The following is a 20,309-nucleotide window of genomic DNA, read 5'->3' as shown; positions in this document are numbered from 1 at the left end:
AGTGGCACATGTCAGACACCAACAAAGACTTTAAGTCTTTATTAGCGCCAAATGCCAGCAAATTTGAGCAAGCACATGAGCGCGCTACTTACTTTGATAATGTAAAACCGATACCTGATTATGTCGCAAAGCACTGGCACCCTGATACTTGCCCTGAAAAATTACTGCCTTGGTTGGCATGGAGTTTATCCGTTGATGACTGGGACGAGCAATGGCCAGTAGCGGCTAAACGTGCGTTGATCAAAAACTCAGTAGCCATCCATAAACACAAAGGCACGGTGGGGGCGGTTAAACGCGCGCTGAAGTCTTTGGGTGCCGTTATCGAATTTTTTGAATGGTTTGAAGATGTGGATAACACCGCATTAATACCCATACATAGCAAAGAACCAAATACCTTTACCTTTATTATCTGGGCTAATGAGCAGGTATACACCAGTCAGCAAGTTGCGTTATCTGATGAGCTTTACAAAGCGATTGACCGTGTGACCAATCAGACCAAGCCACAGCGCGCACACTTTAACTTTTTAGTAGGTGCAAAGTTAGATTTAGGCATCACGGTTGCAACCACCAGCAGTGGCTTGCAGGTAGGGCGAATTAACTACGATACCTTGCCTGTCAAGGCGGCTCCTAGCGAAATAACCGCGGGTTTGACTGTTAGTAGCCATGGGCGCTATGCCGTAAACCGCCAGCGTGGGTCAACCAAAGCGGTAGAAGCAAAGCTACAAGACAGCCTCGCATTTGGCCTGCATCTTCATAATCAGCGTCATACGGTTGGGAGATTTTATATGACAAGCGACCAAAAGCTTCCAGCTGGTTGCTACTACTTGCAATCAGAGCTTGCAGCGGCGTGTCATTTTAGTAATCGACGCATCAGCGTTGGGCGCTTTTATCTATATCCAAACAAGTAGTTACCTGTCGGCAATCGCTTTTTGGTCTACCCACACATTGCCCAGCGGCTTTCAAATTAGGTGTTAGTTACCACAGTGCATGCCGTGTAACTGCTTTTATTTCTATTGAAACAAGGAGTAAGTGCAGTGAGCACAATTTTACGGCCAACCATTACCACCGCCGGATTGGAGGCGGTGTTTAATTCAGACAAAAATGGCTTTCAAGCCAAAATCAACAAAGTCGGCTTAGGCACGGGTAACTATACACCCGATCAAAGCCGCTCTGCGTTACAAGCAGAAGTACACCGAATTGCAGTTGCCAGCGGTGAAGACAAAGGCAACGCACAAATTCATATGAGTGTGATTGACGACACTAATCACAACTTTTGGGTTAACGAAGTCGGCTTTTATTTAGAAGACGGCACCTTGTTCGCGGTCTACTCAAACCCAGATAAACCAATTGCCTACAAATCAGCTGAAGTCGACTTGTTACTGGCTTTTGACTTGGTGTTGACCGGGGTTCCCGCTGACTCAATCACGGTGATTGACCAAGGCGTTAACCTCAATATTTTAATTGCCCCGGAGCTTGCCAAACTAGGCGCAGCACAAATCGGCAATATGGTCCGCCACCTCAAGCAAAAATTTGCCTTGATGGATGCGGGCGTACTTTAAATAAAATTGGTATCAAAAGTAAGAGGAAGGATATAGATGCAGAATATTCAAACAGATATAGCTGACAACTCAAAAAAACGACAAAACGAGCAAGATGCTGAAAACATTTGTCATCAGTGTGTGCCGCTAACGTCAACCGTAGCACTTAAACAAGCGAAACAAGCCCAACAAATGGCAGCGCTATGTGCTGCACGTAGTCATGCCTATCAGGTCGAAGCGGATGGTTTTGCGCTTAAGTACCTTGCGATGTTGGCTCAATATGGCGAGTGTCATGAGTATACAGTTAATGCCAAAACTGTTTGGTTAAAAGCGCGTGAGGCCATTCAAGCGAGATATCCCAAAAGCTAGCTTTTGATACACGAAACTTAATCTAACTAAACACGCAAACCGCTATCGAGCGGTTTTTGTTTTTCTGAAATTAAAGGAAACATCATGGCATTGGAACAAGATATCGGTCGGTTGATAGAATCAACGGATAAGTTGACCGAAACAGTGGATGGCAAAATTCAAGAGATCACAGCAAAGCTAGACCAAAAATCTCAAGAAGTTGATAGCCGGTTAGCTGCAAAAGAGCAAGCTGTAGAATCAAAAATTGCAAGCTTTCAAAAAGCGTTGCCGCTTGCACCCAATAATCTGTCAGACACGAAGTATTTTGCAAAAATAAACTCGGGGCATGAGGATGGCGTTGCAGTAGATGTAATGCAATCTCATGCGGCTCCATGGAGCTGTTTTTATTATCAAGGGACTGAAGGCACGGCAACCGTCACCAAATTAACTAACAAAATGTTGGCTGACTATGGCTTGACGCCAAATAGTGAATTTCATCGTGCGATTGGCGTGTATCGTTCAGAAGCAGAGCCTTTTTACGGCAGTGATTTTAAAATATTACTATTTGATGTTGAATTGACCAAAGGCATGACGACAGATGAAAACTTAGGTTTGCTCTTTGTACTCAATCAAGGTTGCCCTTCGTTTACAGGTTGGGATAAAGGTGAGTTTTTAACCCAAGCAAATTGCTGGATTAATGTGTTAGAACAATCAGGTAGTTTAGAGTTTTATCCGTCTTCAAATCGTTCAGCGACAATTCGAGTAAATGCAGGTGATAAGGGGAAAGGTTGGCAGTATAAACGTAATACTCGCCAAGGTTGGGGCGGGTGTCACCAACCAATATTTAGAGGCCTTGGTAAGATGAAGGTTGCGGTTGCTTTACCGTATGTAGGCACGGGCGATCACGGTAACAATATGATTTGGGCAGATAGTGTTGGTCATGCCTATTCACATACGGCACCAGCAATTGGCGAAGGAGTATAATCATGGCTGTTTTAAAACAAATTTCTACGCAAAGAGTTTTCGCAGGTGGTATTAAAGATGCCGCGCATGCTGAGCATATCGCAAAGCAAGCAGAAGTTGCAGAAAATGACTATGAACTTATTTTTGATGAACTGGAAATACAAGCACTTAGGCGCGCTCTATACAGTAAAGAGAGTGATTACTTATTCTTTGACTATATGGCTGCAGTAACAGAGTTTGGTGAAACCTCGTCAGAAGCAGTTGCGGCCAAACAGGCTTGGTTGACACAGAGAAACGCAATCAAAGCGACTTACACCAAACCTGAATAACCCACTTTTAAACCACACAAAACCCGCTTTTTAGCGGGTTTTTTATTTTAACCCTGCCAATTTTGCAGTATGGCAAACCATTAGTTGGAGAACAAAATGGCTTTAGAACAAGATATTGCCAATTTAGTCGGTAAAGCAGAAGAGCTTACCACCGTAGTAGAAAACAAAATTTCAGATATTGACTCAAAGGTAGCCCAGTCAAAAACCAAAGTTGACGGCTATATCAACCAAGTAAATAACTACATTAATTCAGCCCGAGATAAACAGTCTCACTTTCGACTGACTAAAAACCAAGCATTGATCGCAAACGATGAGGGCTCTTTTCCAAAATATTGGAGCGGTGGTTTTGTGAAAAGTGCCAAGCTTATTGAAACAGTCACGACAGGAGTTGAACCCGAGCAACGTTCAGCATTGGCACGTGAGTTTTTGCAAGCAATAAACTCTGATCGTAAGTACTTTGCCAATAGCTTTAAAATTTGGGAATTGGAGTACTATCCGAATAGACGCGGAGAGAATGTCAACTTATATGCCTATTTGATGTATCAGTATTTCAGAGCGCCTACGCATATGACTATTGCAGGAATAGTAAAGCATATAAAAGGTGTTGTGCCGGATAACTGGTGGTGCCACGGCTTGAAAGCGGGCGAGCCAGCAAAGCTTTGTGGTCATACATATGGGGTTGACACCTTGCGTAACGCCTATTCTCATTGTCACCCGTATGTGCGAGGAGAGGGCAAACCCGAAACCGAAACGGGCATCATTCAAGTTGCTTTACCGGCGGTAGTTACCGGTGATGTAGACCTGTCAAAAGGGCAATGGGGCCAGTTCCCATATCTTGGCGACGCTGACCAAAACGCATATGACTAAGGAGAGTAACCATGGCTAAATTAATCGTAAATAATCAACAAGTAGACCAGTTTTATAACGCAAACACCCCTGAGCATGTCACTGCACAGTTGGTGTTAGAACAATTTGGTGAGGATGCTACATTTGAAGTGCAACTAACGGACGCTGAGCAGGCTGAGCAAACACGTACTGCGTCGCGCCAATCAATCAACCAACAAGTGGCCGACAATGCATCACTGCTAGGCACCACTTCAGACACCACTCATATTTTGCTTAACGAGCTCAGTGGTTTTATTAACAAGCTAAGCCAAGCGCAGAGCCTTGCTGAGATGCGGGCTTCGACCGAGTCGTTAAAAGCAGCGATAGGCAATATTGAGCAACAAGTGACAGAAGGCAACTTGATGTTCCCTTACCAAGTGAAAGGTCAAACCCAAGTGATGGACGAAATTTGCCAACGCGCACAAGGCGTGAGCCAAGTGCTAAAACAAGGCTAACTTATCCAGCCAATATAAGCGGCAAGTACTCACTTGCCGCTTATATCGCACTAACTACCCAATTCTGAATCTGTTAACCCACACGCAATTTTTGCCAATTTTGAGTTTTCTATGAGCTTAACCAACTTTAGTGCCATTGATTTAAACCAACTTCCTACGCCAGAGCTGATAGAGCCGTTAAGCTTTGACGACATAAAAACAGCCATTATTGATGATTTTCAAGCGCGCTTTCCTGATGCTCAATTGAGTTATCAAAGCGATCCGGTGATCAAACTCATTGATACTTTTGCCTATCGTGAATTGCTAATTCGCAAGCGTATTAATGAAGGCGCAGAGGCAGTGTTACTTGCCAAAGCCACCACTGAAGAGCTGGACTTTTTAGGTCAGCGCTTTGGTGTGCCGCGTGCAATGATAAGCCAAGCCAGTGAAAATCTGCCTGCCGATGAGATTGAATATGAAAGCGATGAGCGCTTTCGTACTCGCATTAAATTAGCATTAGAAGGCTTCAGCACTGCCGGCCCAGAAGGGGCCTATGCATTTCATTGTTTTAAAGCGTCAAACCATATTCAAGATGTGTTTATTGAAGCGCCGGAATTTGTTTTGCAATCACCACCCGAAGAATTTGCTGAGGCGTTACCAGTTGGCACTAAGTTGTTAACAAACACTTACAGCGCAGGACTTGAAAACCCCATGCCAGGGGATGTGGCCATCACGTTGCTCAGCGATGAAGGTGATGGAACACCGTCGGATGCTGTATTGAGTGAAGTTAATCGCTATTTAAATCAGGACAACATTCGACCCCTTACAGATAGGGTTAATTTACTAAAACCTAAGGTGAAACGCTTTGCTATCAAGGCCAAGTTACACCTTTACCCAGGCTTAGATGGCGATAGCATCTATCAATCAGTGGCAGCACAGTGTAACGGTTGGCTGAAACAGCACCGCAAGTTTGCTCATGATATTTCTTTATCGGGTTTATATGCGGTTTTGCATGGCGCGGGCGTGCAGCGTGTTGAGCTAAGTTCACCAAGCAGCGATATTTTTGTTGCCGAAAATGAAGTGGCCTATTGCGAAAATATTGACATATCAATTGAGGCACAGCGCAATGTCTGATGCTAAACAATACGACCCGCTATTGCCCGTAAGTAGTTCGTTATTTGAACATGCGCTGTCAGGGGCCGCCGCTCGGATAGAAAAAGTGCCTGTACCATTAAAGCATCTTTGGAACCCATGGCAATGTCCGGCCCATTTTTTACCTTGGCTTGCGCATGGATTAAGTGTGGATGCATGGGATGCTAGTTGGCCTGAGCATATTCAACGTCAGGTTATTGCTGATAGCGTACCAAGCCACAGAATAAAGGGCACCTTTGGCGCGCTTAAACAATCGCTAAACGCGCTGGACGCCGAGCTTGAATTACAAGAATGGTGGCAAACCGATGGCGTGCCGCATACCGCAACTGTACTGGCTTTAGCAAAAAACAATTTGAATGAGCAAGGTGATACCTTTATCACCCCAAAGTTACAAGCTCAGCTTTGGCGAGCCATTGCGGCGAACAAGCCCGCACGCACACAAATTGACTTTCAAATCGGCATTATTCAACAAAATCAGTTGTATTTTTCAGCGACTAGTACCGCTACACAAATTAAACGAACACAGCTAACACAAAATGCCGATGGCGAGTTTGAGCACGCTGCGCTTTATGTCAGTAGCACCAGTAACCTCCTGCAAATAGCGTCGAGTCAGCTTGCGCAAAGTGCAGATGACAACTTTGCAACAACCAGCATGTTTACACATTGTGTAACAAGTCCATTGCAAATTAGCCACCAAGCACTGGTGCAAAACACGGATATTCAATTGAGTACTTCAGACATTGAGTTTAGCAGTGTGTCGGGTAGTACCACATTTCAAACATTAACCATGGAATTTACATGAGTACTTATCAACCAATTATTACGCAGGCTGGTCTTAACGCAGCCGTTAATGCCAAAGAAAAGGGCCTGAGTGTACACCTAAGCCATATCGCGATTGGCGATAAAGGCTATACGCCGCAGCGCAGTCAAACCAAGTTACAAAATGAACGCAGTAGAGTGCCAACGGGTGATGCAACCGACTTTAAAAATGGTCAATTTCGCGTCTCTGGCAAATTTACCAGCGATACCAGCTATGGCGTTAAAGAGGTTGGCTTTTTCTTATCTGACGGCACCTTATTTGCGGTGTGGTCACATCCAGAAAATGTTTTGTTTTATCTCACCCCGATGGCCACCGTGGTGCAAGGGTTTGATTTATTACTCAGCGCTGCGCCCCAAGATGCTATCACCGTTACCCATGATGGTGATTTACGTTTGTACTACGACGATGTCTTTATTCATATGACAGAAGTACAAACTAAAATGCTTGCCTCACAGCTTGAAACCAACCTGACCATTGTCAATTTATATAACGAACTAGCTCAAAAAGGAGTGCTGTCATGAGCACCATCGAAGACCAAATCAAATCTCTCAATGCCACCAATGCCGATTTAGCAAATAAAAGTAATGCATTAACCCAAGCCGTGCAAACGCAAGTAACCCGTATTGAACAAGCCGTGGCTGATGCCAAATCAGATATGTCATCAGCGACCACAACCACGCTCAATAAAGTAAAAAGTGATGCGGCTAAGGTAAACAGTGAAATTCAAACGCGTATGGATGAAGCCATTAAGCCTTGGATGCCAGCGATGTCTAAAGTGCAGTTTGATGCCTTGCGTGAACAACGTAAGCATCAATATGCGGGTAGTGGGTTTGTTGAGTGGGGGAAACATATTTCTACACCGAATTATCAATTTATAAATGAAGGGATGTGGACTTGGTTAAACCGTATAAATTCAATCTCGTTGGGGGTTGCAGATTCCGATATTGGTGGAATTGGTGAATTGTCAAGCAATCGCGCTAAGGCGCTAGTAGATGGTGTCTTTTTGGCGCTTTCAAAGGTTGCACATAAAGATTATGTACTGTTTACACTGCCCCCAGCACCCGATGGTACTAAAACCTATGATTCAGCAACGGGTACTGTCACTGAGCACAGTGATGCGCAAGCGGCGTTCACATCAGAAACCGCCACGAATAAAGTGATCACTTCCCGTAAAGACTTGGTGTTTTTAGAGTCATGGCATGAAGATATCAGCGAAAAAGGCGTCGTCTACCCGCTGGGTAATGTGCAATACGGTGCAAGTAGTTATGGTGGTATCTCATTACAGAACAGTCTTGTTGCACAAGGTTACTCTGCTTTTGGTGAATGGGACCAAAACACCAAGGGTTATGGTGCTAAATGGTCGACGTTAACCGATGAGCAAAAAACACGGTTTTTAAGTGAGCCCGAGAACAATATTTATTACGATGCTCAAACTAACAAGTTTGTGCAAGTGCGTTATCGAATGCGTGTTGTTGAAGGATTAGGCGATGATTGGCAAGGGCGTTCTCAGCTTTCTAGTGGCTCAGGGTATAGTCCATATAGGTCAAGGTATTTAGGTCATGGTGACTTTGGTGATGACGTTTGGCAATGGATGCTACCGCGAGGCGCTAATGTTGATTATAACGACCTGTCCGCAAGTGTCGTCTCTGATCACCAAATATTCCAATCTGCAAACTCTCAGGCAGTGAGCAATACAGTAACTCTGGGAGATGCTGGGCTTTGGCGGGTTATAGGCAAGGATATTACTGCAATTCCTATCGCACTCGTGCAACGTTTAAACCAAGGCGCATATCATCCAGTTTACAACCCAATGGGCACAGCGCAGTTTACGCAAACTAACGTCGCTAATTACCATTGGAATACACTACCTAGCAATTACTACCCAAGCAAAGCGGGTTGCTTTGAGCTTGCGACACCTTCTCGTATTGGTCGACATGCCACATACGGCACCAACAGCGCTGGGCAAACAGGTCGCCCTGGTAGTTATAAATATCATGATGCCATCTATGCGGGACAAGTTGAAGACTTACGTTTAAACGCCAATAAACTCGATGTAAATCAGCTGCGTGAAGAGACAATGCGCAAAGCTGTGGCAGGTACACTGCGAGGAAAAGAAAGTACGATATTTACCACTGTGGAAGCAAAAAAGCTGGCAATTGCGACTGTATATGCAGGTAAGTATTACGTAAACTTGGCTGGAACTGTCGATATACAAAATGGTTATGAAATTGAACCTCACAATAGGCCATTTAGTTACTTATACAACATTACTCGAGGCAATATCCTTTACCCCATATATGTTGAACCCAGTGGCAATATTTATACCTCAGATGCGCCGAGTATATTACCAGAAAACAGGTTTCAGAATGTCGGTTCAACCACTTTACTAGACTGGCAGGTTGGAGATGATGTTTATCTAATAAAAGGCGAGCAAATGACGAGTGAATTCGACTCTCTCCCTTGGGTCGATATCATCGGTTCCCCAGAAAACATTGCTGCTACTTTCCCCAGTGGTGTTGTTGGACAATGGTTGCCTCAAATTCCTGATGGCCAGCAAAACTATGAACTAAATAGAAAAGCGATAACAAATAATGGTTTAAATATGGCCATTACTTTTACAAATGATAACGGTGAATCAGGGTGGGAAGTTAGAAATGGCAACGACTGGAATTTCAATCTAATCGCAAGCTCTTTAAACACTAATATTGCACAAACGACAGTTGCACTAATTAGTTATGAGTCAGCAAGTGTGTTCACCCAAGCTCAAGCGAGTAAGCGTGTATTAGGTGATTTAGGGAGTGTTTATGCGACTCAAGCACATAGGAAAGAGTATGGAAATAAACTGCAGTTTAGTCTTACGCAGAATATAGGGAAAAGAATGGACAGTGCGCTTTTCCAAGAGTTTTTACCTCTAAGTAAGCACACATATTATAGTCCACATCAAACACTGAGCTGGTCTGCAAGAGCAGGTGATGAGCCATTACACCCAGCAATCTCTCTTGATGCGCCAAATGATAATTCTCCTGCGGTAAAAACACTTTATAGCATTACACAAAGTAATGGTTTGCTGTACATGCAATTTAATGGTGCGCAAATGCAATATCAACTCCATGACGTGCAGTTAGCAAACTCAAGCGTTTCGCAAAGTTTCACTAAAGGACAGGTATATCGCTTTTCATTAGGTGCTTTTAAAGGGATCGTGGTGCAAGCGTTAGCAACGCTAACAGGCATTATCGAGGATGTAGCTTACGTTAATGACAATGGTGAAGTTGTGGGTATTGCTTCGGGGAATGTTGTATTTGCACCTGTAAACTTTAAAGGATCTTGGGGTGATGACCAAACCATCCAAATTGTTGATGGCGAAGACGTTAAAACCGACCTTAACGGCAACACGGTAAAAGTATTTTGCCATCACACCCAATTCCCAATTGGTATCGCATATAACAACTAAGGCCGAATCATGACTGAACAAACAATCGACTCAATTGAACTACAAACACCTACAGTTACTTACGCTGACGTTGCCACTAAACAAATGCTTCGACATCCAAGCGAGCAAATCAAAGTAGCACTTAAGCTGGCGATTGAGCAAGAAGAGGTAGAACACGCGCAAGCACACGAACAGTGGCAAGCATCATTGGCTGATATTCAAGCGCAGATTGAACAGGCCCAAGCGCACAACGCTGCAAACCCTGACGATCAGATTGATGTGCCAGAGTTACCGCCAGAGCCTGTGATTGATATGGCAAAACGCCGCGCATGTTATGAAGTCAAAAACGTAGAGGTTGATTTAGAACTCACAACCGAAGCACAAGATGCGCATATTGTTTATGACGATGAGGCACTGATTGCCTATCATCACCCCAAAACCATCGCCCAAAGCGTTGAATATATCGCTTCAGTTAAACGAGAACGTTTTAAAGCACAACGTACTGCAAATGTGGCAGCAATCACGGTGAGCGTAGATGGCCTTGAGTTTGATGGTGACGAGCTAAGCCAACAGCGTATGGTTCGAGCTATCTTAATAATGTCTGATACAGATAAGCAGCAATGGGTGATGGCTAACAATGAGGTGGTTGAAGTGAGCAAAGCACAATTAACCCAAGCTTGTCAGCTTGCATTGCAAAAGCAATCACAGTTATGGGTTGCTTAAAAGCAGCTGGCCTCTATTAAAAAGCTTCTATAATACTCCAATCAGGCAGTCACAAAATGACTGCTTCACTTCTTTTTAAATCGGTCAAACTTGACCGTTTTCTTTTCCTATTAATTGCTACTATTTCGCTAAATTGAAACAGTGGTCTTTCCCGTAACGAGGTGGGCATAGGGTTTAACTCTATGCCCATTTTTTATGTCGATCTTTGTGTGTTTTTTTGCCAATACCCAAAAGGATTTACAATGAGCAACCCATTTACCTTGGTGCATGCTGATGTGTGCCGAGCATCTACCAGTACTATTTTTATTGATAGCATTGCAGCCGAGCCTGCCAACAATCCACTTACTCAAAGCTTGTCAGTATATGGCCGTGAGCAGTATTTTGCCAATGCGGGTGTGCAAGGTCTTATTCAACCTGTTTTGATTAAATTTACCTCATTTGGTAATACCAATTTGGGCAGTTTTGCGGGTGGTCATCGCTTAGGTGAATGGCTGCAAGTGGACCAATGCAAGGTAATAAATGGCGAAGATTTAGCCTTGGTAAACCCCAACACAGGTGATGAAAACTGGTTTAGTTTGGGTAATTCCATCAGCGAGCACAGCCAAGTAACCGCACATATTATGATTGCCACCATCGGTGAGGGGGAAGAGTTTACCGCCATGCCGCAGATGGATGTGATAGCCACGCCCAACCAGTTTGCGCAAACCTTTCCCAAAGGGGTGATGGGCCGATACAACCTTAATCATGTACCTGATGGCAGCGATACCGCCTTTAAACTCACTCGACAAGCTCAGCCCGACGGGCCTGATTTTTGTGCGTATTTACAAGGCGAAAATTGGTTAGATACCACCAAGGCAATGAACTTAAACCTTGCCAACAACACCATTCAAAATGGGCAAGTTTTACAGCCTAACAACGTTGCCATTTATTTTTACCACGGTGAATAAAAGGACTTAACAAGCCATGTCAAAATCTCAACTAATTGATTTATCAAAGTTGCCGCCGCCGAATGTGTTAGAACAGTTAGACTACGAGCAACTGCTTCAAGAGTTAAAAAACAATTTATTAGCGCAAAATCCAGCGCTTGAGCAAACCTTGGGGCTTGAATCTGAGCCACTTACACAACTGCTCAACACCTATGCGTATCAAGCCATGTTACTGCGTGCACGGGTGAACGATGCGGCTAAATCAACCATGCTCAGCAGCGCAACAGGGGCAGATTTAGACCAAATAGCCAGCAAATACGCGGTTGCACGCCAGCAAAATGAAAGCGACACCCGCCTGCGCGAGCGCGTGCAACTGGCGTTTAACAGCCTAAATACGGCAGGCACCGAAAAAAGCTACCGTTACCATACGCTCAGCACCGATGAGCGGGTAAAAGACGTGCATGTGGCAAGCCCATCGCCGTGCCATATTGTGATCACCATTTTAAGTAACGAGACGCAAAATGGTCAGCCATCCACCGAGCTTATGAACAAGCTTGAATACACCTTTGGCTTAAAAAAGGGTGATCAAGACTCGGTATCGGATATTTTAGAGGCGCAAAAAATTCGCCCCATTGGCGACCGCGTACAAATTGTGGCCGCCAAGGTCAAAGAATTTAACTTACAAGCCCATGTTAAGTTAGAGCTTGGCCCCGGCCACGCGCAGGTAAAACAGCAAGTGCTAGAAAAAACCGCCGAGTTTATTGCCGAGCGTAGCAGTTTGGGCAAGCCTATCAAGCGCTCAGCGTTGTTTGCCGTGCTGCACCAAGCGGGGGTAGAAGAAGTAGAACTCACCTCGCCAGCACAAAACATTGTGGTGGCCGACGACGAAGTAGCTTGGTGCAAAAACGGCCTTGATGCGCTGACCTTCGAGGTGCTGATATGAGTGCGCTTCATCAAGGTAGCCCATTGCAAGCCCAGCTTCAGCAACAAACTGCACAATTGCTTGCGCCCATCAATCAAGGGGTTGATGTGTTGCCCATCTTGTGGGAGCCAAGTACGTGCCCCGAGGCATTTTTACCTTGGTTGGCGTGGAGCCAAGGCGTTGAAGAATGGGACGAACAATGGCCCGTTGAGCTAAAACGCCAAGTAGTGGCCAATAGTTTAGATCAACACCGCCACCTTGGTACGCGCTACGCCATTACCAAAGCTTTGCAGCCGTTTAATCTGGGCGCAGAAATTAGCGAATGGTTTGAGCATTCACCCATGCGCGACGCGGGCACGTTTCATGTTGACGTGTATGTATCAAACCAAGGGATTGATCTGCCGCTCATTCAAGAAACTCGCAGGCGCATAGACAGCGTAAAACGCAAATCGGTCGACTACACCATGCAAATGCACTTGCAAGGCAACTTAGGGGTTGCCACCACGGGCGTGTTTTGCGGCTCATCCATGACCACGATTTTTCCAATTTCTTAATTTTAAAAGTATCACTATGTCAAATTCTCAATATTGGACCAAGCTCACCGCAGCGGGCCGTGAAAAAGTACTGGCTGCCATTGCAAACAATCAAACCATTAAACTTACCGACTTTGCCGTGGGCGACGGGCATATTTCAGCAACCGACAGCGATTTACGCCAACCAGCGTATCGCAGCCATGTTAACTCACTTAAGCAATTGAGCGAGCAATCGCTGGTGGAAGTGGTGGGTGTAGTACCCGCCAGCGAAGGCGGTTTTTACGTGCGCGAAGCGGCATTTTACACCGACGACGGCAAAGCCTTTGCCATCATCAAATACCCAGAAACCTACAAACCTGCCGCCGCCGATAACGCCGCTGCAGAGCTAGGCATTAAAGCGGTGATTGATGTGATAGATGCGCAAGTGGTCAGTGAAAAAATCGACCCGTCGATGATCTATTCAACCAAAGAGTGGGTGAGCGAACAAATTGCAACCACCGCCATCATGCCCCTTGAAAAGCGCACCCACGCAAAAAACATCGGCGTGGACTTAACAGGGCAAGTGCAACAAATTCACCATCGTAAAAGTGTGATAGCGCTGTGTGAGCTAACTAATACAGATATTAGTGCTAATTCGTACTCGTCTGGCCGTTTGGTATTTCATCGTCAAAATGGTGTACACAAGGAAATTAGCGCAGAAGTCACTTTGGCAAAAATTTACAACCAAACCAATGCCCGAGGTCATCTTCTGACTAAAGGCACGAGCGACGCTATTAAGCTTTGTACCTTTGAATATAACGGTATTAAGTACGCTGGTGTGCACTTTTTTTACGACCATGCCGAGCATGGCAATGTCACCTTTGATGGCGTGGGCACCTTTGACCCCTTTGGCCTAGATTACTTTGAAACGCAAAATAACACGGCGCTTATTCAAGAAGTTGCCGATACCCTAAGCTTTGACGATATTCAACTGGATAACCCACTTAAGTGGAACAACCACGAGATTTATCACGAAGGCCATAAGCCCACTCCCAGCGAAATAGGTGCCGTAGCAAAGGGTGAGAGTATTGATTTAACCGACCAACGAATTCTTTGGAGTCAAAATAGTGATGGCGCGTCAATCGGTTTTAAAAACATTGCAGATACTGATCCAGACAGCTATTTGTATTTTAAAACGGCAGATAACCACAATGAGTATTTCAAATGGATACATCAAGTACATGGCTCAAACACTGAAGTTGAGTGGATGTCACTTAAACCGACAGGCTTGACGGTTAGTAGCAACCTACAAGCTAAACAAGCAACGTTCGACAATGTTAAGGCAAAGAATGCGACGTTTGATAATGGTGATGCAACGACCACGGTCAACATTCGGTCAACCAATAACCACGCAGCAATACTCAATGTATGTGCTGCGACAGACTCGCAAACAACAGGCATTGTTTATGTGGGTCAAAGCCCTAAACACGGTGGCGGTATTGAATACAATGGTGATAATAACCCAGTAACCAGCGGCAGTGGCGCTGATTACTTTACCTTGTTTAGACGTAATAATGGCGATACCCAATGGACTGCAAGAAACATTTATTCCAATAATGATTGGGAGTTTAGAGCAGAAGTAAAAGCCGCGTCGTTCAAAGAGGGCAATACACCGCTTGCTAACAAGTACCACGCTAAAAGCGATAAGCTCGCTGAGTTTGAAAATTCCAATTTTAAATTGGCTGGGCAAGATTTAAAAATTCACCATAAGCGTGCACTTGTCGGTTTAAACGATAAGCTTGTGATTAACTATGGCACGACAACAGCCGACTGGGATAATGTTGAAGGCAGAGGAAAGTGGACCTTCACCGATCAAATTAAAATTAAAGATGTAAATCTAAAGGCGGTATCAGGAGCTTATGGTGACAAAGCGTTAGAGTTCTCAAATTCACGAGGTTACTTAAAGCTCGGTGCGCAAAATCCTCTTCATTGCCACTATGAAACTAACATGCCACATCACTGGTTCAATAAAGATGTGAGGGTTGATGGAGAAATTTATGCTGGTGAAAACTATGGAGACCGTGTTTACCACGAAGGACATAAACCCACGCCGAGTGAGATAGGGGCGGTTGCAAAAGGCGAAAGCATAAACCTGACTAATCAGGAGTTAATCTGGCATGAAAACACCGATGGTGCGGCCATTGGTTTTCAAAATATCTCTGATAACGACACCAATAGCTATCTGTACTTTAAAACCTCCGACAACGGCAATGAGTTCTTTAAGTGGATACACCGAACGACCGATTGGATGTCGCTCAAAGCATCAGGGTTAAGAATTAAGGGAGATGTAAAAGCATCCGGCGCTACCTTCGATAACGGCGATAATACCACCGTGAATATTCGTGCTAATGATAATGGTGCTGCGGTGTTAAATGTGTGTGCGGAAAGTGACAGTCAGACGACAGGCATTGTTTATGTGGGTCAAAGCCCTAAACACGGTGGCGGTATTGAATACAATGGTGATAATAACCCAGTAACCAGCGGCAGTGGCGCTGATTACTTTACCTTGTTTAGACGTAATAATGGCGATACCCAATGGACTGCAAGAAACATTTATTCCAATAATGATTGGGAGTTTAGAGCAGAAGTAAAAGCCGCGTCATTTAAAGAGGGCAATACACCGCTTGCGACTAAATATCACCCTAAAAGCGATAAGCTGGCTAAGTTTGAAACTTCGAATATTGATACGAATGGTGATAGAGACTTATTAATTAACTCAAAACGAGCGCTGGTAGGTTTGCCTGAGAAGTTGGTAATTAACTATGGTGACAATGGTAGCGATTGGAATAGTGTCGAGGGTAAAGGTAATTGGCAGTTTACGGGTGATGTCGCCATCAACGGCGACTTAAAAATGTCAGGCCCTGATTGCTATATTTGGACGCCAAATACTGTCAACGGCTATACAGGCATTTGGGATACTAGTAATAGCATTGCTGCACTCAAATACACCAATGGCGCAAGCTTTGATTTTGGTGCCGATATTAACATCACCAAAAATAATCCATGGTTAACGCTGCATAGCAATCAACACGGTGCCAGAAATGAGGTTGAACAGGCTGCAGGTATCTCATTGGGTGAAAGTGGTAGAGAAGACACAGCGTCACTGCACCTCAGCTATATTGGGAATGGCTATTCATATATTGGCATGGGAGCTGTTGGAGCAGATAATATTCCTGATAACTGGGCAATGCAGATGCATTATGGAAATACGTGGGTGAACTTTAGGGGTGATATACATTTAGGTAGTGGCAACACTAAATTGAGTAAAGGCACGCTCAATGCGTTGCGAGTATCAACATATAGTGGGTATGTTGATATTGGCCCGATGAACGCTGATTTTTGTCATTTCCAAACAGACCGTAGCCAATTTTATTTTGACAAGCGAGTAAACGTAAAAGGTGAGCTTTATGCTGGCCCAGATTACAACAAAAAAGTTTACCACCAAGGACATAAGCCAACCGCCACAGATATAGGCGCTGTAGAGCAACACTGGGGAGTCACGCCGACAGTCAGTAAGAATGAATTTACCACAATAGCTCAAATCAATGGTTCAAACCTAGCATCCAGCATTACATTACAATTAAAAGGCACCACGGATAGCACGGTTGTTAATGTAAAAGCCGATTTATTAGTTGATCACCACAAAGGAATTTTTGTGGATGCCATGTGCGGCGGATATACGCCTATTCAATTGTGTATTCGCAGCAATGAGCATGAAAAATATATCGTTCAAGCTAAAACGCTAAGCGGAAACCCTCTATCGCTTCTTTGCATCATTCAATCACACACACAAGACGCGGTAAGTATTGGGAATTACAGCACGAATGACTATATGGTTGTTCACACCCACACAACACAGAGAAACAAACGCTCGTTAAGCTCAAACAACGGCACAGGCTTGTTTGTAGATGGTAACTCTGTGCTACACACCGGCAATATCAGCCAATATAGCGAACGCCGCATTGTAAAAACCGAAGGTGCACTCGCAGCCAACAGCAAAAACCACTTAACCGCGAGTAACACGTTTAAGCTACCCGCCGTGACAGGCTTAGGCGAAGGCACCACTGTGGTGGTATCCAAAGCCTTGGCCGCCACACCAACCATTGAGGTTGAAGGTAGTAACAGCGAGCACATCGCCATGATGCGTGGCACCACCTTATTAACGGATACCAGTGTGCAATTTGATATACATTGCACGCTTACATTTATTCTAAATTCAGACAAACATTGGGAGATGCAATAATGAGTACACAAGTAAGTAGTCTTGCTGGTGGCGGGGTGAAAAGGGTAATAAGAGGCACGTATCATGGATGGGAAGGTTCAGGAAAAGATATTACGATTCCAGAAGTAAACCCAGATAAGACAGTTGTAAACATGGCTACATCCGCTTTCTATCAATGTACGGATAATAGTCCCAGCGGGAGTACAGGTGGGTGGGCGGGAAGCATTTATTGTGTTTTGAAAGATAGCAAGACTGTTTTTGTCAGAAATCTAGTAGAAATGTATAACGGTAGTTCGGCCAGACCGATAGAACACCGTTATGTTGCAGTTTCTTGGGAGGTAATCGAATATGTATAACTACGCCCATTTAGATGAAAATAATGTTGTAATTGGCTTGTATCAATTTGATGAAGAACTGGATGTTGAACATTATATTCTTAGTGATAACGCCCAACTTGGTGACGTGTACAATGAACAAAGTCAAACATTTAGCCAGCCGATTATTGACGAAGAGCCAGTACCATCATACCCAGTTATTAGCTTGCAGAATGTCAATATCACCAGCCCCCACGCCCACCTTGTTGGCAAGATCTGGTGGGTGCCTAAGCTGGAATCTTTCACGCTGACCGCAAACGCTGAGGGCCTTGAAGATACGCAAATCATGATCATGGTGGAGCGGGTGATCAACGCCACGCAGCCGGTGGATGATATTCGCTTTGTGGCCAAGGTTGAAAATGGTGCGCTGAGTATGATTGGCAACTTTGAGCAAAGTGGTAATTACTTTATTACCGCAGAGCGGTTAAACGCGGGCCTTGAGCGCATTGACGCACCGTTTAGGCTGAGCTTTGAACCAATGGAATTTGACGCCTACGTGCCAAATCAAAACATTAGTTAAGCAAACCGCTTCTAATCGTTTAACGCTGCTCGTTTAAGTGGTTTTTGGTACTAGTTCAGAATGATGAAATAGGCTCAACTATGTGGCTACTAAAAAACGGTATTAGCTAAACATTCGTCTTTCGTCACCCTAACGAAGGTCAAGATCTCCTAAACGATCGGCATAACGCTCATTTTCAGTGTTAACTCGGGCATTTACTAATGCCACAACTCAAGGAGTCAAATCGATGACCAGTTATATCGATTTAAGCAAACTCCCTGAACCCAACATTATCGAATCACTCTCATTTGAAGCCATTTATGAAGCGCGCAAGGCGCGTTTTGTGGAGCTTGCGCCGCAGTATGCGCAAGCGCTTGAACTTGAGAGTGATCCCCTTAGCGTGTGGCTTCAGGTAGAAAGCTATCAAGAACTATTACTGCGCCAGCGTATTAACCAAGCGGCGCAGTCAAATTTATTGGCCTTTGCCAAAGGCGCTGATTTAGAGCACCTTGGTGCCTTTTATGGCGTTGAGCGAGTGGCCGATGAGCAAGATGACGATTATCGTCAACGTATTCGTAACAATACCATTGCATCAAGCACCGCAGGCAGTGCCGAGCACTATCGCAATCATGCCATTAACGCCGCGCCTAACGAGATTGCCGATGTATCGGTAACCAATATACGAGACGGAGAAGTGATCCGCGGTAGTGTGATTGTAACCGTGCTGGCAAAAGACGCTTTGGATAGCCATACCTTAGGCATTGAGCGCGAACCTCAACCAGCAGATGCACCACCAAGTAAAACCACGCTGGAACGTGTTAAAGACAAAGTATTGAACGATGGCGTTAAAATGCTCACCGATTCGGTCACTGTGCAACCCGCCGATATGAAAGTAGTTGATATTGAAGCGGATATATATTTACAACCCAATACCTCTAGTGATGTGTTTAATGAGCTAGAATCGCTGCTGCGCAACGCGTGGCGCAATGAGGCAAAACTAGATTGGGACTTAGCACCGAGTTGGATAAGCGCGCAATTGCATAAAAGCGGGGTGAGTCAGGTTGAAATTAAAAAGCCCAATGGGTTAATTAACATCAGTCCAGAGCAATGTGCCGTTCCGGGCAATATTAAACTCACACTTTGCGTGAGGTAACAATGCAACAACTTTTACCCCCTAATCATAGCCCGCTGCAGCTCAAAGGCTTGCAAAGCCAAGATCAAACAACCCTGTTTGATGGTGCAATTGCTAACCTAACCAATATGAAAGCCAATCCGCACGATGCGCAACTTATGTGGCTAGTGTGGGAGTATGGGTTAGAAAGCATTTTGCCCTACAGCCAAGATGTGCGCAAAACTCTTAAAGACGGGCTGGCATGGCAACGTATTCGAGGCACGCCAAAAAGTTTAACCACGGCACTTGGTTGGCTTGAGCTAAACGATGCACAGATAGAAAACACCCCACCGGGACAGCATTATTATACCTATCAAATTGATGCAGGCACTGTGCCCGGTGACGAGCGCTTAACCAAGGTGGTTAATCTGGCACAGCTATCGGCACCGGTGAGCAGCGAACTGACTCGCGTATATCATGGCTATGACATTCGCAAGCAAACGCTATCAAGCCAAGGCTGTGGGTTTGGTCATGTGCTCAGTGATTACTCTGGTGTGATGTTTAAGCATCAAGGCAAAGGTTTAGTTAAGGCCAGTTTTGGCCGCACACAAAAGCACTTTGTTGATGCAAGCGTTGAGCAAATTAGCTTTGCTCACCAGCGCAGGCGCAGTCAAACCAGTGAGCATTTAGATGTTTACGAGTCTGGGCGCTATTGCTTAAGCACAGAACAGCCGTCACATCTGCCTAACACTATTGTGCGTAGCCGTTTATTTAGCCAACAACGCACCCTTGCACAACGGGTGTGGTTAGGGCCATGGCATGACCGTTGGCAAAACGCTAATTGGCAATCGCAGCAACTTTGTAGTGTACAAATTAACTACAAACGTATCACCAATGTGGCACCTTTAAGCTTCTCGGGTGCAAGCACCGGGCGAATGAACTACGGCGTATTAAACCTAACCGCAACGCCACCAAACCAATAGCGCAACAAGCTGCCATCTACCTTGGCGCGTTTGCGCCTTCATATTTTGTTTTTAACTTCACGTTGTAATATCAATTGG

The 20,309-nt window shown here is 44.8% G+C and carries 20 protein-coding genes; all 20 read left to right on the top strand.

The annotated features are described in order from the left end of the window. Positions 1 to 8: 8 nt before the first annotated feature. The 20 genes from GDK41_RS09915 to GDK41_RS09820 all read left to right on the top strand — a co-directional run bounded on the left by GDK41_RS09915 (position 9) and on the right by GDK41_RS09820 (position 20,231). Complete coding sequence (locus GDK41_RS09915) at positions 9 to 908, top strand: phage tail protein I (protein WP_152086266.1); 900 nt, start codon at positions 9 to 11, stop codon at positions 906 to 908. A 126-nt stretch (positions 909 to 1,034) separates the two neighbouring features. Then, entirely contained in the window at positions 1,035 to 1,559 is a 525-nt protein-coding gene (locus tag GDK41_RS09910) for a phage tail-collar fiber domain-containing protein (protein WP_172971593.1), read from the top strand. A gap of 36 nt (positions 1,560 to 1,595) precedes the next feature. After that, positions 1,596 to 1,907, top strand: coding sequence for a hypothetical protein (locus GDK41_RS09905; RefSeq protein ID WP_152086264.1), 312 nt, complete (start codon positions 1,596 to 1,598; stop codon positions 1,905 to 1,907). 84 nt (positions 1,908 to 1,991) lie between these two features. Further along, entirely contained in the window at positions 1,992 to 2,870 is an 879-nt protein-coding gene (locus GDK41_RS09900) for a hypothetical protein (RefSeq protein ID WP_152086263.1), read from the top strand. A 2-nt stretch (positions 2,871 to 2,872) separates the two neighbouring features. Beyond that, the gene (locus GDK41_RS09895; RefSeq protein ID WP_152086262.1) at positions 2,873 to 3,178 is read left to right on the top strand and encodes a hypothetical protein; all 306 of its coding nucleotides are present in this window, start codon (positions 2,873 to 2,875) and stop codon (positions 3,176 to 3,178) included. A 96-nt stretch (positions 3,179 to 3,274) separates the two neighbouring features. Continuing rightward, on the top strand, positions 3,275 to 4,045 hold the full coding sequence (locus tag GDK41_RS09890) for a hypothetical protein (protein WP_152086261.1): 771 nt from the start codon (positions 3,275 to 3,277) through the stop codon (positions 4,043 to 4,045). A gap of 11 nt (positions 4,046 to 4,056) precedes the next feature. Next, on the top strand, positions 4,057 to 4,518 hold the full coding sequence (locus tag GDK41_RS09885; protein WP_152086260.1) for a hypothetical protein: 462 nt from the start codon (positions 4,057 to 4,059) through the stop codon (positions 4,516 to 4,518). Between the two features lie 111 nt (positions 4,519 to 4,629). Further along, positions 4,630 to 5,631, top strand: a complete 1,002-nt coding sequence (locus GDK41_RS09880; RefSeq protein ID WP_152086259.1) for a baseplate assembly protein — start codon at positions 4,630 to 4,632, stop codon at positions 5,629 to 5,631. Next, positions 5,624 to 6,451, top strand: a complete 828-nt coding sequence (locus GDK41_RS09875; RefSeq protein ID WP_172971592.1) for a phage tail protein I — start codon at positions 5,624 to 5,626, stop codon at positions 6,449 to 6,451. Before GDK41_RS09880 ends, GDK41_RS09875 begins: the two co-directional genes overlap by 8 nt. Then, positions 6,448 to 6,990, top strand: coding sequence for a phage tail-collar fiber domain-containing protein (locus tag GDK41_RS09870; protein ID WP_152086257.1), 543 nt, complete (start codon positions 6,448 to 6,450; stop codon positions 6,988 to 6,990). The genes GDK41_RS09875 and GDK41_RS09870 overlap by 4 nt, the downstream gene beginning before the upstream one ends. After that, entirely contained in the window at positions 6,987 to 9,920 is a 2,934-nt protein-coding gene (locus tag GDK41_RS09865; protein ID WP_152086256.1) for a hypothetical protein, read from the top strand. Before GDK41_RS09870 ends, GDK41_RS09865 begins: the two co-directional genes overlap by 4 nt. Positions 9,921 to 9,929: 9 nt before the next feature. Beyond that, positions 9,930 to 10,622: a DUF4376 domain-containing protein gene (locus GDK41_RS09860; RefSeq protein WP_152086255.1), complete on the top strand. Its 693-nt coding sequence runs from the start codon at positions 9,930 to 9,932 to the stop codon at positions 10,620 to 10,622. 242 nt (positions 10,623 to 10,864) lie between these two features. Further along, entirely contained in the window at positions 10,865 to 11,569 is a 705-nt protein-coding gene (locus GDK41_RS09855) for a hypothetical protein (RefSeq protein ID WP_152086254.1), read from the top strand. 16 nt (positions 11,570 to 11,585) lie between these two features. Continuing rightward, positions 11,586 to 12,491 (top strand): baseplate assembly protein, encoded by a 906-nt coding sequence (locus GDK41_RS09850; protein WP_152086253.1) that lies wholly within the window; start codon positions 11,586 to 11,588, stop codon positions 12,489 to 12,491. Beyond that, entirely contained in the window at positions 12,488 to 13,024 is a 537-nt protein-coding gene (locus tag GDK41_RS09845) for a phage tail protein I (RefSeq protein ID WP_152086252.1), read from the top strand. The genes GDK41_RS09850 and GDK41_RS09845 overlap by 4 nt, the downstream gene beginning before the upstream one ends. A gap of 16 nt (positions 13,025 to 13,040) precedes the next feature. Further along, a complete protein-coding gene (locus GDK41_RS09840; RefSeq protein ID WP_152086251.1) occupies positions 13,041 to 17,285 on the top strand; it encodes a phage tail protein in 4,245 nt (1,414 codons plus the stop codon). Then, complete coding sequence (locus GDK41_RS09835) at positions 17,285 to 17,620, top strand: hypothetical protein (RefSeq protein WP_152086250.1); 336 nt, start codon at positions 17,285 to 17,287, stop codon at positions 17,618 to 17,620. Before GDK41_RS09840 ends, GDK41_RS09835 begins: the two co-directional genes overlap by 1 nt. Next, complete coding sequence (locus GDK41_RS09830; RefSeq protein ID WP_152086249.1) at positions 17,613 to 18,158, top strand: hypothetical protein; 546 nt, start codon at positions 17,613 to 17,615, stop codon at positions 18,156 to 18,158. Before GDK41_RS09835 ends, GDK41_RS09830 begins: the two co-directional genes overlap by 8 nt. A 226-nt stretch (positions 18,159 to 18,384) precedes the next feature. Beyond that, positions 18,385 to 19,290 carry a baseplate assembly protein gene (locus tag GDK41_RS09825; protein ID WP_152086248.1) on the top strand — a complete coding sequence of 302 codons (906 nt, stop codon included), beginning with the start codon at positions 18,385 to 18,387 and terminating at the stop codon, positions 19,288 to 19,290. A gap of 2 nt (positions 19,291 to 19,292) precedes the next feature. Beyond that, on the top strand, positions 19,293 to 20,231 hold the full coding sequence (locus GDK41_RS09820) for a phage tail protein (protein WP_152086247.1): 939 nt from the start codon (positions 19,293 to 19,295) through the stop codon (positions 20,229 to 20,231). Positions 20,232 to 20,309 lie beyond the last annotated feature (78 nt).

The sequence above is a fragment of the Pseudoalteromonas sp. A25 genome (genome assembly GCF_009176705.1).
Taxonomy (GTDB): Bacteria; Pseudomonadota; Gammaproteobacteria; order Enterobacterales; family Alteromonadaceae; genus Pseudoalteromonas.
The sequence above is the reverse complement of the archived record's forward strand: the minus strand, read 5'-3'. Positions and strand labels throughout refer to the sequence as shown.

What these genes read in the sequence shown, in the direction of transcription:
- GDK41_RS09845 (WP_152086252.1), top strand. Translation starts at nt 12,488, where the DNA reads ATGAGTGCGCTTCATCAAGGTAGCCCATTGCAAGCCCAGCTTCAGCAA.
- GDK41_RS09880 (WP_152086259.1), top strand. Translation starts at nt 4,630, where the DNA reads ATGAGCTTAACCAACTTTAGTGCCATTGATTTAAACCAACTTCCTACG.
- GDK41_RS09825 (WP_152086248.1), top strand. Translation starts at nt 18,385, where the DNA reads ATGACCAGTTATATCGATTTAAGCAAACTCCCTGAACCCAACATTATC.
- GDK41_RS09905 (WP_152086264.1), top strand. Translation starts at nt 1,596, where the DNA reads ATGCAGAATATTCAAACAGATATAGCTGACAACTCAAAAAAACGACAA.
- GDK41_RS09870 (WP_152086257.1), top strand. Translation starts at nt 6,448, where the DNA reads ATGAGTACTTATCAACCAATTATTACGCAGGCTGGTCTTAACGCAGCC.
- GDK41_RS09900 (WP_152086263.1), top strand. Translation starts at nt 1,992, where the DNA reads ATGGCATTGGAACAAGATATCGGTCGGTTGATAGAATCAACGGATAAG.
- GDK41_RS09875 (WP_172971592.1), top strand. Translation starts at nt 5,624, where the DNA reads ATGTCTGATGCTAAACAATACGACCCGCTATTGCCCGTAAGTAGTTCG.
- GDK41_RS09895 (WP_152086262.1), top strand. Translation starts at nt 2,873, where the DNA reads ATGGCTGTTTTAAAACAAATTTCTACGCAAAGAGTTTTCGCAGGTGGT.
- GDK41_RS09890 (WP_152086261.1), top strand. Translation starts at nt 3,275, where the DNA reads ATGGCTTTAGAACAAGATATTGCCAATTTAGTCGGTAAAGCAGAAGAG.
- GDK41_RS09830 (WP_152086249.1), top strand. Translation starts at nt 17,613, where the DNA reads ATGTATAACTACGCCCATTTAGATGAAAATAATGTTGTAATTGGCTTG.
- GDK41_RS09860 (WP_152086255.1), top strand. Translation starts at nt 9,930, where the DNA reads ATGACTGAACAAACAATCGACTCAATTGAACTACAAACACCTACAGTT.
- GDK41_RS09865 (WP_152086256.1), top strand. Translation starts at nt 6,987, where the DNA reads ATGAGCACCATCGAAGACCAAATCAAATCTCTCAATGCCACCAATGCC.
- GDK41_RS09820 (WP_152086247.1), top strand. Translation starts at nt 19,293, where the DNA reads ATGCAACAACTTTTACCCCCTAATCATAGCCCGCTGCAGCTCAAAGGC.
- GDK41_RS09885 (WP_152086260.1), top strand. Translation starts at nt 4,057, where the DNA reads ATGGCTAAATTAATCGTAAATAATCAACAAGTAGACCAGTTTTATAAC.
- GDK41_RS09915 (WP_152086266.1), top strand. Translation starts at nt 9, where the DNA reads ATGTCAGACACCAACAAAGACTTTAAGTCTTTATTAGCGCCAAATGCC.
- GDK41_RS09835 (WP_152086250.1), top strand. Translation starts at nt 17,285, where the DNA reads ATGAGTACACAAGTAAGTAGTCTTGCTGGTGGCGGGGTGAAAAGGGTA.
- GDK41_RS09855 (WP_152086254.1), top strand. Translation starts at nt 10,865, where the DNA reads ATGAGCAACCCATTTACCTTGGTGCATGCTGATGTGTGCCGAGCATCT.
- GDK41_RS09850 (WP_152086253.1), top strand. Translation starts at nt 11,586, where the DNA reads ATGTCAAAATCTCAACTAATTGATTTATCAAAGTTGCCGCCGCCGAAT.
- GDK41_RS09840 (WP_152086251.1), top strand. Translation starts at nt 13,041, where the DNA reads ATGTCAAATTCTCAATATTGGACCAAGCTCACCGCAGCGGGCCGTGAA.